Origin of the sequence: Pseudanabaena minima str. Chao 2107 (assembly GCF_051131155.1) — a bacterium.
In the GTDB taxonomy this organism is placed as follows: domain Bacteria; phylum Cyanobacteriota; class Cyanobacteriia; order Pseudanabaenales; family Pseudanabaenaceae; genus Pseudanabaena; species Pseudanabaena minima.
The window spans coordinates 2,863,122-2,887,784 of record NZ_CP159508.1 but is presented as its reverse complement, the minus strand read 5'-3'; the positions used below and the strand labels follow the sequence as shown (position 1 = coordinate 2,887,784).

The 24,663-nt window shown below is 42.1% G+C and carries 24 protein-coding genes; 17 read left to right on the top strand and 7 right to left on the bottom strand.

Annotated elements, in window-relative coordinates; translation table 11 throughout:
- Window positions 1–62: 62 nt before the first annotated feature.
- The 10 genes from ABM313_RS13125 to rpsB all read left to right on the top strand — a co-directional run bounded on the left by ABM313_RS13125 (window position 63) and on the right by rpsB (window position 12,281).
- Window positions 63–1,691 carry an iron uptake porin gene (locus ABM313_RS13125; RefSeq protein ID WP_434683652.1) on the top strand — a complete coding sequence of 543 codons (1,629 nt, stop codon included), beginning with the start codon at window positions 63–65 and terminating at the stop codon, window positions 1,689–1,691.
- Window positions 1,692–1,815: 124 nt separating this feature from the next.
- Window positions 1,816–2,265 carry a cupin domain-containing protein gene (locus tag ABM313_RS13120; RefSeq protein ID WP_434683651.1) on the top strand — a complete coding sequence of 150 codons (450 nt, stop codon included), beginning with the start codon at window positions 1,816–1,818 and terminating at the stop codon, window positions 2,263–2,265.
- Between the two features lie 73 nt (window positions 2,266–2,338).
- A complete protein-coding gene (locus ABM313_RS13115; RefSeq protein ID WP_434683650.1) occupies window positions 2,339–3,100 on the top strand; it encodes an SDR family NAD(P)-dependent oxidoreductase in 762 nt (253 codons plus the stop codon).
- Between the two features lie 181 nt (window positions 3,101–3,281).
- Complete coding sequence (locus ABM313_RS13110; protein WP_434683649.1) at window positions 3,282–4,304, top strand: AEC family transporter; 1,023 nt, start codon at window positions 3,282–3,284, stop codon at window positions 4,302–4,304.
- Between the two features lie 191 nt (window positions 4,305–4,495).
- Window positions 4,496–5,437 carry a phosphoglycerate dehydrogenase gene (locus tag ABM313_RS13105; protein ID WP_434683648.1) on the top strand — a complete coding sequence of 314 codons (942 nt, stop codon included), beginning with the start codon at window positions 4,496–4,498 and terminating at the stop codon, window positions 5,435–5,437.
- 23 nt (window positions 5,438–5,460) lie between these two features.
- Window positions 5,461–6,099, top strand: a complete 639-nt coding sequence (locus ABM313_RS13100; protein WP_434683647.1) for an HAD family hydrolase — start codon at window positions 5,461–5,463, stop codon at window positions 6,097–6,099.
- An 82-nt stretch (window positions 6,100–6,181) separates the two neighbouring features.
- Window positions 6,182–7,591 (top strand): sugar ABC transporter substrate-binding protein, encoded by a 1,410-nt coding sequence (locus tag ABM313_RS13095; RefSeq protein WP_434683646.1) that lies wholly within the window; start codon window positions 6,182–6,184, stop codon window positions 7,589–7,591.
- 69 nt (window positions 7,592–7,660) lie between these two features.
- Entirely contained in the window at window positions 7,661–10,645 is a 2,985-nt protein-coding gene (locus tag ABM313_RS13090) for an ATP-binding protein (RefSeq protein ID WP_434683645.1), read from the top strand.
- Between the two features lie 140 nt (window positions 10,646–10,785).
- Window positions 10,786–11,328 (top strand): hypothetical protein, encoded by a 543-nt coding sequence (locus tag ABM313_RS13085; protein ID WP_434683643.1) that lies wholly within the window; start codon window positions 10,786–10,788, stop codon window positions 11,326–11,328.
- A gap of 170 nt (window positions 11,329–11,498) precedes the next feature.
- A complete protein-coding gene (rpsB, locus tag ABM313_RS13080; RefSeq protein ID WP_434683642.1) occupies window positions 11,499–12,281 on the top strand; it encodes a 30S ribosomal protein S2 in 783 nt (260 codons plus the stop codon).
- 43 nt (window positions 12,282–12,324) lie between these two features.
- Here the strand turns inward: rpsB and ABM313_RS13075 are convergent, their stop codons facing one another.
- A complete protein-coding gene (locus ABM313_RS13075; RefSeq protein WP_434683641.1) occupies window positions 12,325–13,497 on the bottom strand; it encodes an anhydro-N-acetylmuramic acid kinase in 1,173 nt (390 codons plus the stop codon).
- 51 nt (window positions 13,498–13,548) lie between these two features.
- Here ABM313_RS13075 and ABM313_RS13070 point away from each other — a divergent pair, with 51 nt between their 5' ends.
- Entirely contained in the window at window positions 13,549–14,016 is a 468-nt protein-coding gene (locus tag ABM313_RS13070) for an HAD domain-containing protein (protein ID WP_434683640.1), read from the top strand.
- A gap of 40 nt (window positions 14,017–14,056) precedes the next feature.
- On the opposite strand, the gene gnd is transcribed toward ABM313_RS13070, so the two are convergent.
- The gene (gene gnd, locus ABM313_RS13065; protein WP_434683639.1) at window positions 14,057–15,481 is read right to left on the bottom strand and encodes a decarboxylating NADP(+)-dependent phosphogluconate dehydrogenase; all 1,425 of its coding nucleotides are present in this window, start codon (window positions 15,479–15,481) and stop codon (window positions 14,057–14,059) included.
- A gap of 647 nt (window positions 15,482–16,128) precedes the next feature.
- Between gnd and ABM313_RS13060 the strand changes: the two genes are divergently transcribed.
- On the top strand, window positions 16,129–17,229 hold the full coding sequence (locus ABM313_RS13060) for a hypothetical protein (protein WP_434683638.1): 1,101 nt from the start codon (window positions 16,129–16,131) through the stop codon (window positions 17,227–17,229).
- Between the two features lie 84 nt (window positions 17,230–17,313).
- On the opposite strand, the gene ABM313_RS13055 is transcribed toward ABM313_RS13060, so the two are convergent.
- Both ABM313_RS13055 and deoC read right to left on the bottom strand, forming a co-directional pair.
- Complete coding sequence (locus tag ABM313_RS13055; protein WP_434683636.1) at window positions 17,314–17,823, bottom strand: hypothetical protein; 510 nt, start codon at window positions 17,821–17,823, stop codon at window positions 17,314–17,316.
- 133 nt (window positions 17,824–17,956) lie between these two features.
- Entirely contained in the window at window positions 17,957–18,613 is a 657-nt protein-coding gene (gene deoC, locus ABM313_RS13050) for a deoxyribose-phosphate aldolase (protein ID WP_434683635.1), read from the bottom strand.
- Between the two features lie 143 nt (window positions 18,614–18,756).
- Here deoC and ABM313_RS13045 point away from each other — a divergent pair, with 143 nt between their 5' ends.
- From ABM313_RS13045 to ABM313_RS13035, 3 genes are all read left to right on the top strand, one after another.
- Complete coding sequence (locus tag ABM313_RS13045) at window positions 18,757–19,788, top strand: DUF2325 domain-containing protein (protein ID WP_434683634.1); 1,032 nt, start codon at window positions 18,757–18,759, stop codon at window positions 19,786–19,788.
- A gap of 55 nt (window positions 19,789–19,843) precedes the next feature.
- Window positions 19,844–20,140 (top strand): TIGR03643 family protein, encoded by a 297-nt coding sequence (locus ABM313_RS13040; protein WP_434683633.1) that lies wholly within the window; start codon window positions 19,844–19,846, stop codon window positions 20,138–20,140.
- A 144-nt stretch (window positions 20,141–20,284) separates the two neighbouring features.
- Window positions 20,285–20,800: a MogA/MoaB family molybdenum cofactor biosynthesis protein gene (locus tag ABM313_RS13035; protein WP_434683631.1), complete on the top strand. Its 516-nt coding sequence runs from the start codon at window positions 20,285–20,287 to the stop codon at window positions 20,798–20,800.
- Window positions 20,801–20,846: 46 nt separating this feature from the next.
- On the opposite strand, the gene ABM313_RS13030 is transcribed toward ABM313_RS13035, so the two are convergent.
- Window positions 20,847–21,650 carry a RibD family protein gene (locus ABM313_RS13030; RefSeq protein WP_434683630.1) on the bottom strand — a complete coding sequence of 268 codons (804 nt, stop codon included), beginning with the start codon at window positions 21,648–21,650 and terminating at the stop codon, window positions 20,847–20,849.
- A gap of 183 nt (window positions 21,651–21,833) precedes the next feature.
- Window positions 21,834–22,403, bottom strand: a complete 570-nt coding sequence (locus ABM313_RS13025) for a hypothetical protein (RefSeq protein ID WP_434683629.1) — start codon at window positions 22,401–22,403, stop codon at window positions 21,834–21,836.
- Between the two features lie 326 nt (window positions 22,404–22,729).
- Between ABM313_RS13025 and ABM313_RS13020 the strand changes: the two genes are divergently transcribed.
- Both ABM313_RS13020 and ABM313_RS13015 read left to right on the top strand, forming a co-directional pair.
- A complete protein-coding gene (locus ABM313_RS13020) occupies window positions 22,730–23,287 on the top strand; it encodes a photosystem I assembly protein Ycf4 (protein ID WP_434683628.1) in 558 nt (185 codons plus the stop codon).
- A gap of 134 nt (window positions 23,288–23,421) precedes the next feature.
- Entirely contained in the window at window positions 23,422–24,189 is a 768-nt protein-coding gene (locus ABM313_RS13015; protein ID WP_434683627.1) for a peptidylprolyl isomerase, read from the top strand.
- Between the two features lie 55 nt (window positions 24,190–24,244).
- Here ABM313_RS13015 and ABM313_RS13010 read toward each other — a convergent pair whose 3' ends face one another.
- The gene (locus ABM313_RS13010) at window positions 24,245–24,637 is read right to left on the bottom strand and encodes a hypothetical protein (RefSeq protein WP_434683626.1); all 393 of its coding nucleotides are present in this window, start codon (window positions 24,635–24,637) and stop codon (window positions 24,245–24,247) included.
- Between the last annotated feature and the right edge of the window lie 26 nt (window positions 24,638–24,663).

The window sequence follows — 24,663 nt, the reverse complement described above, 5'->3', positions numbered from 1 at the left end:
TGACATCCAAGGCTAAGAAGTTTAACCTTATTACTAGGTGTATCAAGAGGATAATCTTTAGGATGTTTAAGGTAAAAAGTTCTTCTGTTCGTACTGTAGCTTGTTTGTCTTTTGTAACAGCTTTGTCTATGTCGTCGAATCTGGCTCACGCAGAAACACCGACAACGCTTAACAATTCTGACACTTATAAGGCTATACAACTAGATCCTTTAACCACTCAAGCACAAAATGTCACATCAGTATCTCAACTCAGTGATGTGAGACCAACTGATTGGGCTTTTACAGCTTTGCAGTCTCTAGTTGAGCGATATGGATGTATTGCAGGCTACCCAGACAGTACCTATCGTGGCAAACAAGCTACTAGCCGCTATGAATTTGCCGCAGGGTTGAATGCTTGTCTCGACAAAATTAATGAAATCATCTCGGCTGGCTTAGCTGACAAAGTTAGCAAAGAAGACTTAGCTACCCTACAAAAGCTACAGGAAGAATTTGCGGCAGAACTTGCTACTTTACGTGGTCGTGTTGATGCCCTTGATGCCAAAACTGCCAAGCTAGAAGCGCAGCAATTTTCCACCACTACAAAACTCACTGGTGAAGTCATCTTCTCGGCAACCGCAGGTAGTGGCGGTCCAAACGATGCTAGATCTAACATCACATTAGGCAATCGCACTCGCCTTGTCCTCAATACCAGCTTTACTGGTAAAGATGCGCTCAGAACCCGCTTGGAAACTGGTAACAACCTCGCTGCGGCTAGTGGCTCAACCAGTCTTGCTGGTCTGTTAGGAACAAACTCGGTCAGAATTGGTCCTGGTGCAGCTGTAACGGACAACTCTTTTGCGCTAAGCCTTCTTGATTATAAATTCCCTGTCTTTGACAATAAAGTAACTCTCTATGTTGCCCCAATCAGCTTCCCTGATGAGTTCTTCACCGTACTTTCACCTGTAGCTAGCAATGGTCAAGGTTCAATTTCTCGGTTCGGTCGCTTTGATCCCCTAATGCGGATTGCTGGTACATCTTCTCTATTTGCCTTTGATTGGAAGGTTACCGATCAATTTAAGATTCAAGCAGGTTACGGTGCGTCCAATACTGCTGCGCCTTCACCTGGTGGACAGGGTGGTTTGTTTGGTGGATCAACCATTGCTCTAGTTCAGCTTTTATTCAAGCCTACTGAAAATCTGGATGCTTCTATTACCTATGCGAATACTTACCATCAGGGTAACTCTTTAAGTACAGGTTTAGTGAGCACTGAGTCCATTAGTGCTGCTGGAGTCACCTCTTTGAGAGCTAATTCAATTGGTGGAAACTTGGCTTGGAAAATCACGCCGAAAATCTCTTTCCATACTTGGGGTACATGGATATTTGCGGATTCAGTCAACAATACAGCTTCTACAACCTTTACAAGTTGGATTGCAGGTTTGACCTTCAATGATTTATTTAGTGAAGGAAGTGCTGCAAGTATTTTATTTGGTCAGCCAATTAAACGTAGCTCCGTAGGTGGACTTGCTTCTCTTGGCACATCTAATGGTAGAGCCATTGATTCGACTCCTTACCATTTAGAGCTTTTCTACCGCTATCGAGTCAGCAAGAATATCAGTATTACTCCCGGTATTTTCTGGGTGTTTAATCCTGAAGGTGCTAGTGGTAATCCAACCGCAACAGTTGGTGTAATTCGCACAACATTCACGTTTTAATAAATACTAAAGGCACGCTTAGCGTGCCTTTAGTATTTATTATTATTAATTATGGGAGATAGACTTTGTATGTTTCATGATTAATACCCTAACTTAATCAAAACTTCAATGGAGTAATTCAGCTATGACCACGATCGCAAAACAAGACCGAGACCTTGCTACGGTGATGAAAGATGATGGTGTTGCCAAAGCGAATACCCATGACAGCATCAACCGCATTTTTAATCGTTTAGAAGACATCAAAAAAGAGATGGGCGAACCATCTTGGTCAGTGCGCCTCATTTATACTGACATGATGAGCGCTGTCATGATTTGTCAGAAACCTGGCGAAAGCAATCGCACTCACTATCATGCTAACGAAGATGAGTGGTGGGTAGTAATGGAAGGCGAATTAGAGTGGGATGTGGATGGAAAGGGATCTTACCGTGCCACTAAGGATGACATCATTTTTGTACCACGCAAGGTAATCCATAATATTCGTGTTGTTGGTGATAAACCTTCGATCCGTTTAGCGATTGGTAAACCTGATGTAAATCATATTTTTGTGGAAGATCATGTTTTTGTTAAAAACTAAATAGGCAATGAAGTACCGCGCATAGCGATGCACTTCATTGCTCAAGAAACATATAAATTAGTTGATTCAGCTTATGACTAAACCCCATGAATTTCCCCATGACTTCAAGGGGAAAGTTGCAATTATTACTGGGGCAAGTAGTGGCATCGGTCTGGCGGTTGCTGAAGCGATCGCTGCCTACGGATCGCATACGGTGTTTATCTCGCGTAGTGGCGCAGAAGCGATCGCCTCTGCATTGACTGAATCGGGTAAATCAGCATTGTCAATCCCCTGTGATGTTTCCGATGAGGAGCAAGTGAAACAGGCGATCGCCACAGTCTTTCAGACCTATGGAAAGATTGATATCTTAATTAATAATGCTGCAATTAACCAAGTTGCCAAAATTGAGGATATTTCCCTTGAGGATTGGAACAAAGTTATGGCAACAAATCTCACTAGCCAGTTTCTCTGTTGCAAACATGTAGTACCAATCATGAAGCGTCAGCAAAGTGGCAAAATTATCAATGTTTCCTCAATCGCAGGACATTTTCGCAGTAAATTGTCAGGTATTCATTATGTTGCTTCAAAAGCAGGAGTGATTGGCTTTACGAGACAGCTTGCTTACGAGCTAGCGCCTTTTCAAATTAATGTCAATGTGGTTTGTCCTAGTCAAACCTACACCCCGATGCTAGCAGCGACTTTGCCACCTGAAGCAGAACAAAAACTGATCGACTCCATTCCCCTAGGTAGAATTGCCTCAATGGAAGAACAGGTCAATGTAATTCTATTTCTAGCTTCGCAACTATCTAGCTATATGACAGGTGCGATCGTTGATGTAAATGGAGGACAATTATAGCAACACGTAATCTGTATTGCTTACTAATTCACAAAAGTGTGATGACACATGGATGAATTGAAACCCGAATTCCGTAAAGGTTTTAAAAACACAAAATGGAGTAGCCATTTTGTGTTTTGGTATAACAGATACTAAGACTTCTTTCTCAACTTTCACACTTAGTTCCTATGGTTGAAATTTTATGTTCACGTTAGAAAACCCTCTCGTCATGCTTTACGTGAGGTTAATTGGATGGACTCTCTTGGGCTATGTCCTAGGAAAGCTCCTTCCCAAAATCTTTACTACTTATCTTGGTAAAGCTTTACTATTTGTAGGTGTTCCGATCAGTATTATTTCTTTTCTGCGTCAAGCGGATCTATCGGGATGGATTGTGATTGCACCAACTACTGCTTGGGTTGCAATTTTAGTTGGTGCAGGACTAGCTTGGATTTGGATCGATCTTGGTGTAAGTGATGAAAGATTTAGTAAGTTATCAAGGGGGATTACTTCTAGAGAAAAGAATCTGGAAACCAACCCCAGCATGGATACAACCTTAGAGCATGAAACTTCTTGGTCAGGGGCAACTCAGGGGAGTTTCTTGCTTGCCATGACTTTGGGGAATACTGCTTTTATGGGATATCCCGTTAGTTTGGCTCTGGTGGGGCCCCAATATTTTGCTTGGTCTCTGTTTTATGATCTGATTGGCTCAACGATCGCAGCCTATTCTGTTGGCATTGCTTTGGCTAGTCGTTATGGCAGCATGTCTAGCAACCAAAAGAAGCCAAACCCATTTGTGTCAATGGCAAAGACACCTGCTTTATGGAGCTTACCAATTGGAGTCGGCATGAGGTTTATACCTTTGCCTACGGTAGTTACATCTGGGATGAGTATGATTGCTTGGACTACGGTAACTTTGTCTCTTGTGATGATTGGGATGCAGTTAAGTCAATTAAAGACATTACGCAACGTCAAGAGAGCCTTAACTTGCCTATCGATTAAAATGCTCCTTACCCCACTAGTGGTTGGTACAGGGCTAATGTTTTTTGGTGTGACGGGAGAACCTCGGATGGCGATGGTTTTACAAATGGCCATGCCACCAGCTTTCTCGACCTTGGTAATTGCTCAAGCCTATAATTTGGATCGTGATTTAACCGTTACCACCTTAGCTTTTGGCGTAGTTCTTTTACTGTTCACCATACCTATTTGGTTATGGCTATTTTCATAGAGTCTATATTGGGTTTTAGCTATATATGATTTCATTTTTAAGTATATTTTCATGGTAATCCATAAATAAAAAACATTAGTTTAATCTAATCTTTGTGCGAAAAAATGTTGAACATATCAGCCATAGTTATGTAGACTTACTGAGAAATTCTTGACAGAATTAATAAAGTCAATCTAAGAAGCAATAAAAACATGCCCAAACTACTGATCAGTACTTCGTCTTTTGATGTGAAAAGCAATCAAGTATTGCAGGGTCTCCAAGCTCAAGGCTTTGAAATTGTTTTAAATCCTTATGGTAGAAAGCTCAAAGAAACAGAGGTCTTAGAGCTACTCAGTGATGATGATATTGTTGGTATGATCGCAGGTGTTGAGCCTCTGACTCGCAATGTTTTAAAATCAGCGAAATCTCTAAAGGTAATTTCACGGTGTGGAATTGGAACTGATAGTGTCGATCTGGTGGCGGCTGAGGAATTGGAAATTCCAGTGCATATTACCCCTACAGCTCCTGTAATTGCTGTGGCTGAATTAACCGTGAGTTTAATCCTTTCCATTTTGAGGCGAACCTCAGAAGCCGATCGCATCTTGCGTGAAGGTACATGGAAACCTTTGATGGGCAGATTACTTGCCTCGCAAGTAGTAGGGCTGTTGGGCTATGGGAGGGTTGGCAATCGAGTAGGACAACTTTTAAAATCGTTTGGAACCAAGAGAATTGCCTATGACATTTTCCGTGATGATTCTCTATTTGCTGATACTGTTTGCGTCACATCTTTAGATGAATTTATCGCCCGCTCAACTGTAATTACGATCCATGTTCCCTATAACCAAGACAATCATCATTTAGTTGATCGCGATTTTATCAATAAGATGCAAGCAGGTAGTATTTTAATCAATACTTCTAGAGGTGGGCTAGTTGATGAACAAGCTCTCTATGAGGCTCTAGTTTCAGGGCATTTGGCGGGTGCAGCCCTTGATGTATTTGAAGAAGAGCCATATTTTGGGCAACTCTGTTCATTGCCTCAAGTTATTTTGACTCCCCATATGGGTTCCTATGCTAAAGAAGCCAGAACCCAAATGGAACAGGAAGCTTCTCAAAACCTATTTGATAGTCTTTTAGCTCTGGGTTTAGCCAAGTGAATACAAATACCACCAACCCAATCATGACTAAAAAATATGATGCGATCGTATTTGATTTTGATGGAGTCCTTGTTGAGTCAGTGGATGTCAAAACTCAAGCATTTGGTGCTTTATACGCAGAATATGGCGATCTCATTGTTGAGCAGGTGAAAGCCTATCATCTACTGCATGGAGGCGTGTCAAGGTTTGACAAGTTTCGGTATTATCACGAAGTTTTGCTGGGTAAAACTTTAACCCAAGAAGAGGAACTGAGACTGGGAAATCTATTTTCGCAATATGTCGAAGATGCAGTAGTAGATGCAGTTTATGTGTCAGGAGCCTATGATTTTTTAGAAAATACTTATCAATCCATCCCACTATTTGTAGCTTCAGGAACTCCCGATCAAGAGTTAAAAAGGATTGTGTCACGTCGGAAGATGAGTCATTATTTTGTATCTGTACATGGTTCTCCAGCCCAAAAAGGAGATATTATTCAAAGTATTTTGTCGCAATATGATTTTGCGCCTGATCGCGTATTGATGGTTGGCGATGCGATCGCTGATCATGAAGGGGCGATCGCTGCGGGTGTAAAATTTATAGGCAGGGTGATGAAATATCCTAAAACTGATCCCTTTCCTGAAGGGACAATAGTTCTCCCAGACCTTGTTGAACTATTCATATAAAATTCAATATAAACATTGCATTGCAATGTTTATATTGAATTCTGAGATTTCCAGTTTTGCTTTCTTCTTATCTTAAAAACCTATGCTTCGTCGTCAGTTTAATCGGTTGTCTCTGTCTTTAGCAGGTTTGGGTTTGGCAGCCTGTAGCGATTCCACAGTCTTAAATTATCGAATCCCCGAAAAAACATCTAAGTTTCGTGTTTGGTGGATTCAAAGCTTCTATCCTGCTGAGACCGAGGCTCTTTCCCAAATTGTGGCGGAGTGGGAAAAACAGAATAATACAAAGGTGGAGATCACTTTTTATAATGATGGCTCGATCAACCGTGATGCTGAAAATGCCCTTGCAAACGGCAATCCCCCTGATATTTTATTTAGTAACACGGCTGAATTTGCCCTCTATCCAAAGTTAGCATGGCAAAATAAATTAGTAGATGTTTCTGATGTTGTAGAACCTGTTAAAGGTTTATTTAGCCCGATCGCTCTTAAGGCTGTCGCCTATAAAAATAGTGCCAATCCTAAGCCTGCTTACTATGCTGTACCGATCGCCCAATTATCGGCTGGTTTGCATTATTGGCGCGACCTCCTTACTGATGTCGGAATGACTGACACTAGTATCCCCAAAGATTGGGATGGTTTTTGGACGTTCTGGCAAACAGCACAAGACCGTGCTAATAACAAAGGCAAAAAAGATCTCTATGGCATCGGACTGCCAATGTCTGCCGAAGGTACGGATGTGATCTTCATGTTTGAGCAGTTCCTCACTGCTTATGGGGTAGAGTTACTTGATGACAATGGACAGTTGCAAATTGATAGTTCCAAAAATCGTCAAGGTATTATTGCTGCATTGACAAAGTATGCAGGATTTTACAAGAGTAAACATGTGCCGCCCACGGCTGTGCAATGGACAGATGCTGACAATAACCAAGTATTTCTGAGTCGCAATTCATTCATGACCACCAACCCAGGCTTGTCTATCCCTGCATCTCAGCAATTTGATCAGGAGGTTTACAATAAAAAATTGGTAACCACAGAATGGCCACTTGCTCCCGATGGAAAGCCTCTTAACTATTTAGTTGCGGTGAAACAGGCGGTTATCTTTGCTGCTGCTAACGTTAAAGAAGACAAGGATGAGCTTGCTAAAGAAAAAGCAAGGCAAGAGCTTGCTAAAAATTTGTTATCCCACATTATCCAACCTGATAATTTGCTTACCTATTTGAAGGGTGCAGGAGGAAGATATTTCCCGACTATGCCCAAATTATTGGAAGATCCCTATTATAAAGATTCTAAAGATCCACATATTTTGGCGGCAACCAAGCAATTTCAGAATACAAAATCTTTTTATACATCTCAGAACCCTGCTTATTCAGAAGTTGGTGCAAAGCAAATATGGGGGAAAACCATCAAATCAGTGGCTACGGGTAAGAGTACACCTGAACAAGCCGCCGATGAAGCGATCGCCCAAATTAAGACTATTTTCACCCAGTGGAAATAATCTGGATGGGGCGGTGCGAAGCGCTGCCTTTCATAGCCTTCAGAATCGTTAGTAAAGTGAGTATAGAAGATGATCAACCTATTTAAGAAACGCTTGCTGCTGCAACTTGTGGCATATTTTTCGGTTCTGTCGATTGTCACAGTTTTAGTCGTTGCTGTAAGTGCGAATACGCGCAGTCGTGATGCTCTTAGAAAATCAGTAATTGACCGACTGGCAGTTGCCACGTCGCTAAAGGAAGCTCAAGTAAATCAATGGGTTGATAATCAACGACGTGATGTAATTTTGATGACGCAGTTACCAGATCTGATCGTTAATTCTGAAATTACTTTTACGAAGGATCGCGAATCTCCAGAATTTAAAGCTGCTGTTGATGCTCTCCAAAAGTTTATGGCGGATGTATCTGCTGTAAAACCAAACATTCGTCAGATTTCGATCCTGACAAATAATGGAATTACAATTGTTTCTACTGACAAACAAAAAGAAGGCAAATACCAGCCACTCGGCAATACTACTACTTACTTTACTCGCGACCAGTCCCGCGTTATTGTTCCTAATTTCTATATATCGCCAATCTCAGGTAAGGCGGCGATGACCTTTGCCGCTCCTTTAATCAATAAATTAGGCGAGCGCATTGGTGTCGTTGCCGTTGATCTAGATCTGCAAGGGGTTGATGATATCATTCGCGAACGTACTGGACTGGGGACTAGTGGTGAAACCTACTTGGTCGGTAGACTGGCTGCTAAAAATGTTCTGATTTCGGGAGCAGGAGCAGATAATCAGCAACTTGCCAAAGATATTAAAAGTGAAGGCATTTCAGCGGCAGCTTTAGGAAAAGATGGGGAAGGTTTATATAAGAACTATAAAACTATCCCTGTACTAGGCAGTTATATTTGGATTGACAACCTCAATCTGGCTTTGCTTGCCGAAATCTCACAATCAGAAGCTTTTGAGCCAGCCGATCGCCTAGCTCGTGATATTTTGCTGATTGGATTAAGCTCCGCTGGTATCTTATTGACTGCTGTGTACTTGATTGCCCGCAGAATTTCTCAGCCAATTTTGGCGATCGCGGATGCAGCTAACCAAGTTTCTGGCGGTAATCTTAACTCACAAGCACCTGTATTAACTGAAGATGAAATTGGGATTTTGGCGATCGCGTTTAATCAAATGACATCTCAACTTAAAGCATCTGGTGAACAATTAGCTGATTACAGTCGTACATTGGAGCAGAAAGTCGAGCAGCGTACCAGTGAGATCAAAGCAATTATCGATAACATGGTCGATGGATTGGTGGTAGTTAACAGCGAAGATCAAGTTACTCAATTTAATCCAGCCCTTGCAGGTATGATCGGGATCAGCAGTAAAGCTATCTCTAAAGCTACAAGCTATAAAGAAATATTTAAAGCTGAAGAAATCACTAATCTAGTGATAAATACTAGAGAAAATCCTAAACAAGTCTTTAGCGAGGAGTTCTCTTTGCCTGATCGTCGTATTGGGAAAGCAGTTGCTACTTCAATTTTTGGCGAAGACAATATCTCAGAAGACAACTCATTGGGAACAAACTATTTAGGTACAGTAATTCTAATTCGTGACATTACTGCTGAAAAAGAAGTAGACCGAATGAAAACAGACTTCATCTCTACGGTATCTCATGAACTACGAACACCACTTACTTCTGTACTTGGCTTTGCTAAGTTGATTCAGAAAAAGTTAGAAGAGTCAATATTTCCTCTAATCCAGACCGATGACAAGAAAGTGAATCGAAGCGTGCGTCAAGTCAGTGAAAACATTGAGATTATTGTGTCTGAGGGAACACGTCTCACCAAGCTAATTAATGAAGTTCTAGATGTTGCCAAAATCGAAGCTGGTAAAATGCAATGGAATATGCAACCAATGGCAATTACGGAAGTAATTGATCGGGCTTTTTCAGCAACTTCAGCTCTCTTTGAACAAAAGGGATTAGCCCCAGTACGAGAAATTGAAGCAGATTTGCCAGATGTCTATGGAGATAAGGATCGTCTGATCCAAGTTGTAATTAATCTCATCTCTAATGCTGTGAAGTTTACTGAGAAAGGCTGTATCACTTGCCGAGTTAGACAAGACAATCAATTTATTGTGGTCAGTGTTGTCGATCAAGGCGTAGGCATTTCTGAATCCGATCAGCCGAAAGTATTTGAAAAGTTTAAGCAAGTTGGTGACACTCTCACTGATAAGCCTCAAGGAACTGGGCTTGGACTACCAATTTCCAAGGAAATCGTTGCTCATCATGGTGGCAAAATCTGGGTAGAAAGTGAAGTTGGCAAAGGTAGTACATTCTCTTTCACTTTGCCGATTAGTACAGGAGATGAACAACTTCCTTCCATTAATTTTGATATTCTCATCGAGCAGCTTAAGAAAAGAGTTGTTTCTGATGGTCAAGCTCCAACTGATAGTCCAAGTGCGATTGATCATCCCAAAAATATTCTCGTCATTGATGATGATCCAAGCATTCGTAACCTACTCAGGCAGGAACTAGAAGCTAAAGGATATGTTGTGCGCGAAGCAGGAAGTGGGCAAGAAGCGATCGCCAAGGTGCGAGAAAGTCGCCCTGATCTGATTACCCTTGATATTGTGATGGAAGGTATTAGTGGCTACGATGTAGCGGCGATACTCAAATCTGATCCTGCAACATTAGATATCCCGATTATCATTGTTTCTGTATTAGATGACAAAAACAAGGGTCGCCATTTAGGTATCGATAGTTATGTGACGAAACCCCTAGATATGGCGATATTGCTGCGTGAGGTAGATATTCTTTTATCTAGTAAAGCTTCTACAGGCAAAAAGATTCTCGTAGTTGAAGATAACTTTGGTTCAATCGATCTATTGATGGAAATGCTGCAAAATCAAGGTTTCTTGCCGTCTAAAATCTCTCCTCAAGATGATTTGAGAGCTAGTGCGATCGCATCTCAACCTGATGTAATTATTGCTAGTACCAAGTTAGCCGAGCAAGTACAATCTCTGCGTGCTGAGCAAAATATGGAACACATTCGTTTTTTATTAATTGCTGACCAATAGCAAGGACATTAGGGGTCTGCAATTATCAGGACAAATCAAAACCCAAATATTGTGAGTCGGCGCTTTGCGCCGACTCACAATATTTGGGTTTTATATACTAACAAGAATGGCGGCAGCTATACATAGTTAAACTCACACATATGGAAAATTGTTACATTGAATTTGAACCTATCAGTGCTCATAGTTTGAATAGAACAAATCAGATTTTTGAAATCATCAAGGTGGAAAAAGAATCTGGTAGAAATCCAAATGAAGAATATATTACCAATTCACTAAACGAATCTGAGAAAAGTTACTTTACAAACTTTACAGAAGAAGAGTTCAAAGAATGGAATCAATTTTGGTTTTCTACACCAATAGAAATTCGTCACTCTGCAAATATGCCAACTCCAGGCTGGGATTTGGAGTCCATGTATGATGCATTCTGGAGCGGTGAATATCAACTAATTGCAATTGTTAAAGTTGGTAAAGTCTATCAACTCCAATTCAGTCCATATTCTTATCCATATGGTGGCACGGGGTGCATGGTTGCTTTACTTGAAAGTATGGGAAACAATATTATTGGAATCGAAGATGGTACAGGTTATTGGGGCTATATAAAACCTACAAATATATGGAAACCTAAAAGCAAAATAATGAGGCTACCTCCTCCGCAAAAACAACAAAGCGATCGCCTGTTTTAATTTTGGGCAGAGAATTAGGAGATCGCCTTTTGCTATTGAGCCACATATGCGCTATCCTAGACAAGCTGTTAAAAAACACACGCTTGAGGTTTCGGGTGTTTAGAGTTACTTGTAACTACTAGATTCCATCTCAGGCGCAAGGATAAACCCGAACACAGGAGAAAACTTAAATGGGAGTCGTAACCCTAGCCCAATTGCTAGAGTCGGGTGTTCACTTCGGGCATCAAACCCGTCGCTGGAACCCCAAGATGGAGCCTTACATCTTCACCGAGCGTAATGGCGTTCATATTATTGACCTTGTGCAAACCGCACAGTACCTCGAAGAAGCTTATGCTTATTTGCGTCAGGCTTCCGAGCAAGGCAAGAAAGTATTGTTTGTTGGCACCAAGCGTCAAGCTGCTGGTCTGATTGCTCAAGAAGCAGCCCGTTGCGGTAGCTACTACATCAACCAACGCTGGTTAGGTGGAATGCTCACCAACTGGACAACGATCAAAACCCGTGTTGATCGTCTCAAGGATCTCGAACGTCGCGACGAAAGCGGTGCATTAGATCGCCTTCCTAAGAAGGAAGCATCCACCCTTCGCCGCGAAATGGAAAAGCTCCGTAAGTACCTTGGTGGGATCAAGCTTATGCGTAAGCCACCCGACATCGTGATCGTGGTTGACCACAAGCGTGAGTACAATGCCGTTCAAGAATGCCAAAAGTTGAAGATTCCCATTGTCTCTTTGCTTGATACCAATTGTGATCCCGATAGCGTTGATATCGGAATTCCTGCAAACGATGATGCAATTCGCTCAATCAAGTTGATTGTTGGCAAACTTGCAGATGCGATCTACGAAGGTCGTCACGGCGACATCGAAGACATCGAGTATGAAGTTTCTGCTGAAGACGCTGAAGCTTATATTGAAGATGAATCTATCATCACTGGTGATGAGGAAGAAGAAGTAGCATAAAGCTACTCAATTACAAAAAAGGGAGCGCTTAGCGCTCCCTTTTTTATGGAAAAATTTTACCTAATAAAACCGATCTCTTGGCTCCAGTGACACTAGGCAAATTGCCATAACGTTCTTTTAAGCGTAAATATCCCAACACTGCAAAAGCGATCGCTTCTTTACTATCGCTATCAATGCCACAGTCATTGGTACGCATTACGATCGCAGGTTTAACTAAATCCTGTAAGCGCTCCATCAAATAGCTATTATGACCACCACCACCACCGATTAAAACTTCATCGGGAAATACGGGCAGAAAGTCACGATAACTTTTGGCGATCGCTCTAGCTGTAAATTCCGTCAGTGTGGCGAGAATATCGTAATTACTTAAACCATTGCTTAAACCTTGGCATTCACTCAAGCATTGTTCTAAATATTCAGGACTAAATAATTCGCGTCCTGTAGATTTTGGGGGAGGAGTGAGAAAAAATTCTTGCTCTAACCATTGATTGATTAAAACTAAATTTGGTTTACCTTGTCGAGCGATCGCACCATCTGCATCAAACGAAACACCGAATAATTTTTGTGATGCCATATCGAGCAGGACATTACCAGCACCATTATCAAACCCAAAAACTTGTTCTGGATGTTCTAGAGCTTTGGGAGGCAAGTAGGTCAAATTACTAATACCACCAATATTCTGGCAAACGCGATATTTTGTAGGATCAGATAGCATTAAAATATCTAGCATTGGTACTAGGGGAGCCGCATGTCCACCTGCTTCAATATCGGCAACTCGGAAATCACTGATGGTTTTAATTCCTGTTAATTCGGCAATTACTGCACCTCGCCCCAATTGCACCGAATAGCCGAGTCCAGTTTTACCATCTTGTGGAGTGACTGGTGGGCGATGAAATACTGTTTGACCGTGGGAAGCAATCAAATCTGGTAAGCGATCGCCTTTTGCCATAATCGCGATCGCGGCTTGGGCAAAGCTCTCAGCTATGCGATCGTCAAGTTCACATATTTGTTGTAGCGATCGCGGCGCACCTGCACAGACAGCTAATATCTCGGTACGCAGATCAGCAGCATAGGGATAGGTATGTCCTGCGATTAAGTTAGTTTCAAGTTTCTCATGGCGATCGATAATTTCCACCAGAGCCGCATCAATGCCATCTACCGATGTGCCACTGATTAAGCCGATCGCTAATATTTTGTCCGTTGTTAGGTGTGTCAATTCTGCTAATACAAATATGATGAATGTTGATACAACTATTATTAAATATCAATGTGGATTTTCTTAGATATTGATGGAGTGCTTGTCCCTGAGAAAAAGTTTGACAAGCCAATTCCACAAGATGATTACATGAAATTTGATCCCGAATGTCTTGAAAAATTTGAAAATGTTCTGCGGAGATTCACTGAGGCAAAAGTGGTCATAAGCTCTTCGTGGCGAGAGATTTTTCCCTTTGAAGTAATCCCCCCACTTTTTTCGTCAGATATTACCGCGCGGATAGTTGGTGCAACTCCTCTCTTAGAAACCACTATTATCCACAATTTTCAGTTTCTCCGTCATCAGGAGGTTCTTGAATATCTCAGACAAAATCAAGCAGAAGGCTCCTGTTGGGTAGCAGTTGATGATATTCCTGAACATTACGCACCAAATGCCCCAGTTGTTGCAACTGATCCTTATATTGGGTTTGACAATAATTCAGCTACAAAACTTATCCAGTACTTAAGCACATTGAGAACATAAAAAAGAGCGCAAAGCGCCCTTTTTTATGCTCTGGTAAATTTTACTTCATCCACTCGGTGTGGAAAAATTCGCCTCTGGGTTTGTCGGTACGCTCGTAGGTATGTGCACCGAAGTAATCACGCTGAGCCTGTGTCAAGTTTTGAGGTAGGCGATCGCGTCTATAACTATCGAAATAATCAAGAGATGCACTAAACGCGGGGATTGGAATACCCAACTGTGCCGCCGCTACAACTACCTTGCGCCATGCCAATTCTTTGGTAAGAATTGTTTCTTTGAAATCGGGATCAACCAACAGGTTAGGCAGTTGAGGGTTACGCTGAAAAGCCAATTTGATCTTGTCAAGGAAAGCCGCACGGATAATGCAACCACCTTTCCAAATACGGGCGATTTCACCCAGATTTAAGTCATAACCAAAGTCACGGGAAGCCGCACCAAGTAGCGCCATGCCCTGAGCATAGGAACAAATCTTAGAACAGTAGAGCGCGTCACGTACCGCATCAATAAATTCTTGGCGATCGCCTTCATACTTACCAGAAGTCGAACTTTTGAGCACCTTAGAAGCTGCAACCCGCTCTTCTTTATAGGAAGACATTACCCGTGCAGTTACTGCCGCGATCATCGTGGGGATCGGAACACCCAAATCAAAGGCACTCTGTACCGTCCATTTACCTGTCCCCTTTTGCCCAGCCGCATCAAGAATTTTATTGACCAACGCATCTCCTGTGAGATCGTCAATCTTCGTAAAAATATCTGCCGTGATATCGATTAGATAAGAATCAAGCTCAGATGTCCGCCATGCCGTGAAAGTTTCATGCAGTTCACTTGCTGTCAAGCCTAAACCAGTGCTAAGCAAATCGTAAGCCTCAGCAATCAATTGCATATCGCCGTACTCAATGCCGTTATGCACCATTTTCACATAATGCCCCGCACTGCCCTTGCCAATGTAGGTCACACAAGCGCCATCATCAACTTGAGCCGCAATCTTGGTCACGATTGGCTCAATTTCTGCATAGGCTGACTTTTGACCGCCGGGCATCATGCTTGGACCATTAAGTGCACCTTCTTCACCACCACTTACGCCCATACCGATGAATTTGAGATTAATTTTCTCTAGCTCCACAGTGCGGCGATCGGTGTCGTCATAAAGCGAGTTACCGCCATCAATGATAATGTCACCTTCATCCAAAAAGGGAATTAGCTCTTTGATAACTGCATCAACTGGCGCTCCAGCCTTAACCATGATTAACATTTTGCGGGGACGCTCTAGGGATGCAACAAAATCAGCGATCGTAAATGTGCCTTTGAAATTTTTACCAGCAGCGCGGGTTGCTAAAAACTTATCGGTTTTGTCACGGCTACGGTTATAAACACTCATTGAAAACCCATTGCGCTCAATGTTTAGAGCAAGGTTTTCACCCATCACAGCCAAACCAATCAATCCAAAATTTTGCTTGTCAGATGCCATAAAATCCTCTCTATTCATGAACGTCCATGAACAATATGATGCATTCCCAAAGTTAAGACAGTTTTTACTTAACTTAAGGACAAAGGTATCGTAAGCGCTGATTTAGCGGGGATCGCAAATCCTTTGTAAATCCTTAATACCATCAGCATCAAAAGTGCTATTTAGTCTCTCAAATGAATATAGGATTGGTATAATCAAGGCAAGTCAAGTTGCTTCATTTAATTACCATTATTTAATCTAATTACCATTATTTAATCGCTACCACCATGAAATTCTGTGAAGCATTCAGGGAACTATTCGCAGGTCTGACTTATAACGGTGTATGCTTGGTTTAGTTAAGATGTCTAAATATACATCTTAAAAATCAAAGCTAAGTTCAGCAATGTTGCTAACTAAACTAAAGCCACAAAGCCAATTAGCAAGGGGATAAGTTAGACTACCTAAATATTTAATTTTTTTGCGGAACTTAGTTTAGGTAGGTTTTAAATATGGGCTTATTTCAGTTTTAACTGAGATATATTTCAACTAGAATTCCTTTTTATACAGACTGTATTTAAAAGTAGGTTCGATATTGATTGACATATTTTTCTAGCAATTGCTTAGTAAGGTCTAGTCCGCATTAGACAACTTATTTTCTGGAGGTTCAGATGAGTAAAATCAATAAGTCCAGCCAATCCGATGACTCAAATAGTAAACTACCAAGATCTGTTACACCTAAACCTCCGATTAAAGACTTGCCTAAATTAGAAGTTGTCAAAGTTATCGCCCCCAAGCCTCCAGATTCTACTCAGGCTGAAGAGCAAAAGTCATCGCAGCCGAATGAGGATGCAGTTAAACCTGTCCCTAAGATTATTCCTGCTGCTTTAAAAGTTAAGAACCCTAACTTAATTCGTACTGGTGACAGTCAAGCTATAGATAAATCTGAAGATTCTAAGGAAAATAAAGTCTGTTTACAGCCAATTCCACCTGCAACAGAGCCATTTCAGTACAGAGCGATCGGCGTAATCTATGGGAAATATGTTGCTAATGAAGATAACTTTGCTAAAGGGCATATCCTAACAACGGATGGTTCTCAAGTTGATGCTGTACTACTTGGCAAGATTATTTCGATTGTTAAAAAGCGTTTAGAAAGCGATCGCGAATATTTGTGGGTAGTATATCCACGCACCAATGATAAAGCAGGCAAATTACATGTGCAGATATCTGGCGTGTGGGCTCCTGTTGAGCTTGGCAAAACTGATATACCCATCGAGCCTAACGTTGAAGATGGTTATTTCTCAATACGGGGCGAGATCTCTAGTCAGTCTACCGAAGATAATTCAGTAATTGTTAAGGTGCGCCGTACCGAGCAAAAGTTTGATAAGCAAAAAGATAAAGTTACCAAGGAATATAGTAAGTTCAAAGTCCGTCTTACAGGGTTATTGCCAACTGATGCCGTTGGACAATTCTGGAGTGTGAATGTGCAGCGTCAAGGCGATGTTTTAACAATTATTGACGGTGAGTTTATTGGGATTATTCCTTACAAGGGTAAGCGTGGATCTCAATTTAAGGGTCGTCCTAGTGGTGGTGGTAAGTTTGCCCCAAGAAAATATAACGATCGCCCCTATAGCGATCGCCCATTTAAGCCGTCCTATGCAGGTGATGGCGGTGATGGTTCTTTTTATCCACCACGTCCTAGATTTTCTTCAGAAGATCGCCCACCCGTGCCAAAGCCATTAATTAAGCGCAAAGAGCCTACTGATAGCTAAAAAAGAACCTCTCGCATTGCGAGAGGTTCTTTTTTAGCTATCAAGCAGTAGTGGCAATTCCTGAATTGCCACTACTGCTTGACATTAAGGTTGCAATACCATGCTCCATTCTTTGTTTTGGCTATCCCAAAATGGGGCATCGGTTTCACCAACAATATTGGGTCCCCAGTAAGTACGGGAGCCATCGGTGGCAAAGGCAAAAATCACATCGCCTTTACCGATCGCAATTTTATAATTTGGCAAAGATAGCAATAAGCCCTCTTTACCACCTTCGTTGGGGGCGAAGTCCCAATTCAGAGGCTCGATCGCTTGCCACACATTTTGGGAGGTAACTCGCGAAAATAGGACAATTCGCACGGAGCGATCGGTGCGATTGCCGACGCGCAGGCTGCCAATATTCTCGCCATCATTGAGACTGGGGCGCGTAAAAGTGGCAGGTAGAGGAGGGACAATCACCTTGGCTGCTTCAGTATTTTCGGGAATATCACGGGGTGGATGTGTCGTAAAACGTTGCCATAGGGAAACACCTGTCAGGGCAATTATTATTCCCAGACACATCGAATAAGCATATTTGACATCAAGAGTTGGTATCACAGCTTAGATTTTGATGTTTATATTTTTTATTTTATGCCTCCCATATTAACAAGATAAAATTTACGCCTAAATTTTTTCGGATTGACATAACTGCTTAGAATAAAAAGATGAGACGAGCTTGGCTTTTTATTAATTAATTTTTTTCGCGAGCGATCACTACACCATGAGACGTACCGATCCGAGTTGCGCCTGCATTGATTAAGGCGATCGCCTGCTCTCTGGTGCGAATCCCACCTGAAGCTTTAACGCCTACCTTTCCCCGTGAAATTTCTTTGAGAAATTTCACCATATCCACGGTTGCGCCTCCAGCCCAGCCCGTCCCTGTTTTCAGGAAAGCAACTCCTGCATCCATACATACCTCAGCAGCGAGTTCCTGCTCATCGGGGGTGAGTAAGCTAAGTTCTAAAATTGCTTTTACAGGTTTGCCCGACTCTTCACAGATTTGAGCAATATCTTGATGTAATAAATTAGTCTGTCCTGTTTTGAGCCAACCAAAATTAATGACTACATCTAATTCCGTTGCGCCGTTTTCTACAGCTTCCATTGCTTCATAAAGCTTAACGTTTGAAGTGGTTGCTCCACTGGGAAATCCAATCACCGTGCAAATTTCTACCTTGGTTTTGAGTAGTCTTTCTGTCACGCGCTTGACGTTGCAAGGATAAACACAGACGCTAGCAAAACCAAAGCGATCGGCTTCTTCACAAGCACGATCTACCTGTTCATCGCTAGCGGCGGGATCTAAGATGGCGTAATCAATATAGGTAGCAGGATTGATATCAGTTTGAAGCATAAAACTATACACACTTAGGCAAGCAAGAGGTTACATTGGAGATTAGTGACGATAACTTCTTATAATTACTTATTCACGTCATTTCTCACGACTTATTCTCGACTTATTAAAATTAAGCAACTATAGGCAGATATTAAGTAAATATGCATATTTCTGAATTAGATGAACTGGAAGCCTCGGTTAGCGATTTGCTGACCATGGCAAAGGTAGAGTTAGAACAAAATCGGCTGCAACAACAGCGTGAGCGCCAAATTCAAGAAGCAGTAGCCCAAATTGAAGCAAGATTAAAACCATTACTTGCCAAGGTTGAGCAGATGCTACAAGAATATGATCGTGAAGGTGGAAGCCCCAACAGCGAGACTAGGCAAAGGCTAGAAAAGAAAGCGGCTGATATTCGACAGGAAATAGCTGAGGCTCCTAACCTTGCTGCTCAGCTTGCTGATCGCCAGTTGATTTTGAGCGAAGAAAGACTACTAGACGAACGAATAACCGAACAAACGGCTCAATGGCGACAGGAATTAAAGGCTGATTTATTAGAGATGATCGAAGAACAACGCGATTTCTTTAGCGCCACTGACGCTTCGATCGCTGTTCGAGGATATGCTAACGACTTAAAAGCAATCGGTGCACTCGAAGAAGTTGTCGAGGCTCTGATCAACCAAATAAATTCCCACAGTGAAGAGGGACCCGTGGCTCGTTTGCGTGGTAGCCATGAACAAACGCTCACCTTTATTTACAACAAAGCTCTTGAAAATCGTTCCCGTGTTGATCGCGCCCCTGATGTTCAGCCTACGACAAGACATCGTAAGTCAGAAAAAAGACCTGCTTTGTACACTGACCTTAGCGGCAAAGTATTAGTATTTGGTGGACACGATCGCTTGCAAAACGCTGTAAAAAATCGGTTGCGTGATTCGGCTATTAATTTAATGTGGTACACCGAGCAGGATGGCTTACAACTTGCTGCACAAGGAGAGAGTCAAATCTCTGGTGGTGACTTAATTATTATCGTGACAGGTTATGCGAGCCACTCACTCACTGAAAGAGCGATTGAAGCTTGTCGTCGAGCTAATAAAACCTATGAAATTGTGAATACTACAGGTATGACCAGACTACTCGAAGTAATCGAATCAGGACTGAAAGCAAAACAATTAGCACGTCATTGGAAACAAAATTAAAATGATTACCGCGCTTTGCGCGGTAATCATTTAACTAACAATCAAGCAACTATTTATGCTCCAACCATCTCATAATTCATCAAAGTCACTTCTAAAATTGCTTACGGCTGCGGATATAGATCGCATTGTGGAGATGGCGTGGGAGGATCGCACCACCTTTGATACAATTCACGGGCAATTTGGCATTTCCGAGGCAGAAGTAATTAAAATCATGCGTAAATTCATGAAACGTTCATCGTTCCTGATGTGGCGAGAACGGGTAAGTGGTCGCAAAACTAAACATGCAATTACCTCTGAGGCTCAAAGATTTCGTTGTAGTCAACAAGAAAAACCCAAATCTAAAAATATTTAGGGCTTCGCCGTAAGATAAAGAACCAATTTTTGATGGCGCAGCTTCGCCGCGCCATCAAAAATTGGTTCTTTATGAAGTGGTTAAATTATCGACTAAAGCAGATCCTGATCTATATATTTAATTTGCGATCCTCAAACAAAAACTATGACTAAATCTCAAAATCCTTGTCCCGATCCACCGTCTTACCAAGTACATTTTGCGGTGATTACTGTCAGCGATACCCGTACACCAGAAACCGATAAAAGTGGTCACTTTATCAAGCAGTCGATGACTAATGCAGGGCATTTGCTGGATTACTACACCCTAGTCAAGGATGAGCCTGACGAGATCCGCGCACAAATGTATAAGTTAGCGGCGATCACTGATCTTGACGCAATTATCCTCAATGGTGGAACTGGGATTGCGCCACGGGATACTACTTACGATGCGATCGCCGCGTTACTCGAAAAAACACTGCCTGGGTTTGGAGAGATGTTTCGTTATTTGAGTTGGCAAGAGGTTGGCTCAAGGGCGATCGCTTCAAGATCTGAGGCAGGCATTTATCAAGGTAAGTTGGTTTTTTCGCTTCCAGGATCGAGTAACGCCGTGAAATTAGCGATCGAGCAGCTAATCTTGCCAGAAATAATTCATCTTGTACGCCAGTTAAAGGGACTGCATTAGATCAAAAGTCAGCCAAAGGCTGACTTTTGATCTAATGGTGGTACGGCTATCTTTGAAATTGATAGCGTAAAAATAACTCCGATTCATGATGGTATAGCGATCGCAATTGAAGACTAGGCAAATCATTGCCCCCCAAGCCATAGCCAGAGCCACCAATAACGGTCATATTATCGACACCGCCGACGATATGAGGAGATATAGTCAAAAATAACTCATCAGCTAAGCCTTGAGAGATGAGTGAATAATTTAATGCTGGCCCCCCTTCGACTAAGAGACGTTTGATCCCCAGCTTCTCAAATAGCACTGCTAATACTTGTTTTAAATCAATTTGGTGATCCTTGGTCGGGAATCGAAAGATTTGGGCTTTCTCCTCTAACCATGACTCCACTGTCGTTTCTTCTCCAACTAAGACGACGCGCAAATCTTTGCCAGCATCCCAAAACCGATGTTCACTTGGTAGGTTTCCTGAGTTACTAATTACAATACCGAAGGGCTGAGGCTGTGCAAAGTTTTTTTGGCGTTCTGCTGACAATTCGGGAGGTACGGTGGGGATAAAGGCATCTTGGCGCAGCGTTGTACCTCCAGCGAGTACAGCATCAAATTGCGATCGCAAACGTTTCATTAGCAAGCGATCGGGACGTGATCCCAATCCTGTCAGTTTTCCCTCATAGGTTGTTGCTTTGCCATCAACACTAGACACCATATTGAAAGCTATATATGGTCGTCTATTATGGCGATCGCCTAGGTTATCACCTAAGTCATCTAGCTCAAACTCTACGCCTTCAACGGGAAAACTTAACTCTTCAAAGTTGTAAATGCGATCGTGAGATGAATACAGACTTTTATACATACACCGTATAGCGCTTTGCGCTTCTTAAAAAACAAGAAAATGTTTAAGATGCTTGCACAGCAAGCATCTTAAACATTTTCTTGGAATACACATAACCTTAACAGGCTGTCAGTAAAGCTTAAGCAAAATCGCTATGCAATTTCGCTGTGATGCAAGCTGCGGTGCATCACAGATTGTGAGATTTTATTGTTTGACCAATTTTACAGGCTGACCGTCAGCTTGCAATTCCTTGCCATCTGCGGACAGAGTATATGGCTGCTTAGGAGGAGCTTGAGGTGGTTTTTCTCCATTAACTGATTCGACTTGAGAGACAACCTTCCCATCTTCGATGGTAATTTTGCCAGCAGTCTTGATTTCTTGCACCTCATCCTTAGTAGATACCGCTTTTAGGGTAGCTTCAAAAGTACCTTCAGGTTTAATTGTCCATTTACCTGTAACTGACTTAACCCCTTCTTTTTCTGCATCAGCTAAAACTTTCGGATCTAAAACAACTGTATATTCACCTGCAACTTTTTCAAGACTAGCTGCGCCAGTAGTGCTTTTATCTGGAGTGGTTTCGGTAGGTTTTGTAGTGGGAGATGCTGTGGGAGATGGTGAGGCTGTGGGAGCAGATGGTGAGGCTGTAGGAGCTGGTGAGACTGAGGATGTAGGAGGTGCTGTTGGTTGCTGGCAAGCTGACATAACCACAACACAACTAACAGTGATCGCGCCAAGGATACTTTGCTTTAGGGAATGGTTGAGTGATTTTTTCACGATTAATTTTGAGAGGTAGTTGATGGTAAGTAACGGATGAAAATTAGTCTTGAGTCACTTGTCTAATTAAGATACGCTACGCATCATTTCTTAGCAAATCTTTTGAATCCAGTAATTCTCATTGTAAAAATCAATTTTTTGAAATTCGACCATTGGCAGGCTTTCAAAAAACTGATATTGGTGTTTCTAGCACCTTTGATGCGAAAAATACCAATATCAGTTTCGTAATGAGAATTGCTTAGCCTTGTAGTTTACACATACTATGAGACTGCAAGCCGCTATATACTGTTCCTTTACACAGTAATTTTTCAATCTTATTTCAACCGATGGTCACTACAAAATCTCAATCCAATGTTCTGCGATATGACATTGTCGGGTCACGGCGCTTTAGTAACTATTGCTTTGCGGTTATTGTTGCCATAGGTGCGTCGGGCTTTTTGCTAGCAGGAATATCCAGCTTCTTAAAAATTAACTTGCTACCATTTGCTGATCCCCTACAACTAGAATTTGTGCCTCAAGGTTTGGCGCTTTCCTTTTATGGAGTAGCTGGAACTTTGCTAGAGCTATACCTGCTATATGTGATGGCGATCGATTATGGTAGCGGCTTCAACGAGTTCGATCGCAATATTGGCAAGGTGAAGCTCTTTCGTCGTGGTCGCAACAAGAGCAAAAATATTGAGTTAACTTATAATGTCGCTGATGTTCAAGCTGTGCGCGTTGAAATTCGCAATGGTCTAAATCCTAAGAGAGCCTTATATTTGCGAGTAAAGGGCAAAGGTGATTTACCCCTATCGGAGGTGGGTCAACCAATTGGTTTAACTGAACTTGAAGATCGGGCTGCCGAAATTGCCAAATTTTTGGCAGTGCCACTGGAAGGGCTATAACTAGAAATACAGTGCTTCACACGAGCCGCAATAAATTTTTTGAAAGTGTTGCGAATAAACACTTTCAAAAAATTTATGGGTTTGGATTTGAGCGGCGTTGTATACGATTTGTAAAAAGTTATCAAGAGTTAAACATGTTGCGTTGGATTCTTAGTTGTTTTTTAGCAGTGAGTGTTTTACTCACTAGTTGCAGTAATGGTGGTAGTGTTTCTGCAAGTGCTTCACCCACAGCATCGGCTACTGCTAGCAGCAAACCTACAGCGATGGCTTCTACTCCACCAGCATCGCCTAAGCCTCAACCGAGTGCTAGTCCTGAGAGCGCTCTAGATGCTGCCCTTGCTAAGTTTGTGCAGCTTAAAGGTAAGGCTACGGTGGAATTAAAACTAAAATCTGGCACAGTGAAGATTGAGCTTGATGGTGAAAATGCCCCTGTTACCGCAGGAAATTTTGCTGACTTGGTAAAACGTGGGTTGTATAACGGTTTAACTTTTCATCGTGTGGTTAAGGAGCCAACTCCCTTTGTTGCCCAAGGTGGTGATCCTCTTGGTAATGGGACTGGTAATTTTACCGATCCCATGACATCACAGCCCCGTTATATCCCTCTGGAAATTTTGCCTGATGGGGCAAAGCAGCCTGTTTATGGCGAAATCTTACCACCAACTCAAAAGCCTAAGTTACGTCATAACAAAGGGGCGATCGCTATGGCTCGATCGCAGTTTCCTAACTCTGCATCCTGTCAGTTTTATCTTGCCCTTGATGATATCTACTTTCTTGACGGTTCCTATGCTGTATTTGGCTATGTCACCGAAGGAATGGATCTAGTCGAAAAAATTCAAATGGGCGATCGCATTGAATCGATCACGATTACCCAAGGCGAAGAAAATCTCAAACAACCTGTTTAAAACCCCAACAAAAAGGCGGCGCGAAGCGCCGCCTTTTTGTTGGGAAGCAAAACTTTTAGCGAACACGAATATAGCGTTTTTCGATGATGTAGCGACTGCCGTCAAGGTCAACGTTATATGGGTTGTAGACTGATTGAGTACTAGTAGGATAGTTTCTAGGCACAGTCTGGTAGTTGTTCCAAGCACTGCCATAGTTGGGGACTACCTCACGGACAATCACTCTAGAATTAGTATTGTGTCTGTAGTAGTCGCGATTGTAATAATTTTGATTGTAAGGATTGTGATAAATGGGCTGACGGATATTAGAACGATAAGAATCGTAAGTTCGATAGGTATTGACTGATGGACTCGATCCAAATCTAATGCTAATAGAGACATCAGCAAATGCCGATCCCACACATGTAGTCATTGCTCCAAGTGTGGCGATCGCTGTCATGATTACTTTCATCGGTTTATACTCCTTGAAATTTTAGA

Bases quoted from the DNA above. Each gene is read 5' to 3' on its own strand.
- ABM313_RS13115 (WP_434683650.1), top strand. From the start codon at position 2,339: ATGACTAAACCCCATGAATTTCCCCATGACTTCAAGGGGAAAGTTGCA.
- ABM313_RS13095 (WP_434683646.1), top strand. From the start codon at position 6,182: ATGCTTCGTCGTCAGTTTAATCGGTTGTCTCTGTCTTTAGCAGGTTTG.
- ABM313_RS13070 (WP_434683640.1), top strand. From the start codon at position 13,549: ATGTGGATTTTCTTAGATATTGATGGAGTGCTTGTCCCTGAGAAAAAG.
- ABM313_RS13100 (WP_434683647.1), top strand. From the start codon at position 5,461: ATGACTAAAAAATATGATGCGATCGTATTTGATTTTGATGGAGTCCTT.
- ABM313_RS13125 (WP_434683652.1), top strand. From the start codon at position 63: ATGTTTAAGGTAAAAAGTTCTTCTGTTCGTACTGTAGCTTGTTTGTCT.
- ABM313_RS13045 (WP_434683634.1), top strand. From the start codon at position 18,757: ATGCATATTTCTGAATTAGATGAACTGGAAGCCTCGGTTAGCGATTTG.
- ABM313_RS13110 (WP_434683649.1), top strand. From the start codon at position 3,282: ATGTTCACGTTAGAAAACCCTCTCGTCATGCTTTACGTGAGGTTAATT.
- rpsB (WP_434683642.1), top strand. From the start codon at position 11,499: ATGGGAGTCGTAACCCTAGCCCAATTGCTAGAGTCGGGTGTTCACTTC.
- ABM313_RS13105 (WP_434683648.1), top strand. From the start codon at position 4,496: ATGCCCAAACTACTGATCAGTACTTCGTCTTTTGATGTGAAAAGCAAT.
- ABM313_RS13090 (WP_434683645.1), top strand. From the start codon at position 7,661: ATGATCAACCTATTTAAGAAACGCTTGCTGCTGCAACTTGTGGCATAT.
- ABM313_RS13035 (WP_434683631.1), top strand. From the start codon at position 20,285: ATGACTAAATCTCAAAATCCTTGTCCCGATCCACCGTCTTACCAAGTA.
- ABM313_RS13020 (WP_434683628.1), top strand. From the start codon at position 22,730: ATGGTCACTACAAAATCTCAATCCAATGTTCTGCGATATGACATTGTC.
- ABM313_RS13085 (WP_434683643.1), top strand. From the start codon at position 10,786: ATGGAAAATTGTTACATTGAATTTGAACCTATCAGTGCTCATAGTTTG.
- ABM313_RS13015 (WP_434683627.1), top strand. From the start codon at position 23,422: ATGTTGCGTTGGATTCTTAGTTGTTTTTTAGCAGTGAGTGTTTTACTC.
- ABM313_RS13040 (WP_434683633.1), top strand. From the start codon at position 19,844: ATGCTCCAACCATCTCATAATTCATCAAAGTCACTTCTAAAATTGCTT.
- deoC (WP_434683635.1), bottom strand. From the start codon at position 18,613: ATGCTTCAAACTGATATCAATCCTGCTACCTATATTGATTACGCCATC.
- ABM313_RS13030 (WP_434683630.1), bottom strand. From the start codon at position 21,650: ATGTATAAAAGTCTGTATTCATCTCACGATCGCATTTACAACTTTGAA.
- ABM313_RS13010 (WP_434683626.1), bottom strand. From the start codon at position 24,637: ATGAAAGTAATCATGACAGCGATCGCCACACTTGGAGCAATGACTACA.
- ABM313_RS13120 (WP_434683651.1), top strand. From the start codon at position 1,816: ATGACCACGATCGCAAAACAAGACCGAGACCTTGCTACGGTGATGAAA.
- gnd (WP_434683639.1), bottom strand. From the start codon at position 15,481: ATGGCATCTGACAAGCAAAATTTTGGATTGATTGGTTTGGCTGTGATG.
- ABM313_RS13060 (WP_434683638.1), top strand. From the start codon at position 16,129: ATGAGTAAAATCAATAAGTCCAGCCAATCCGATGACTCAAATAGTAAA.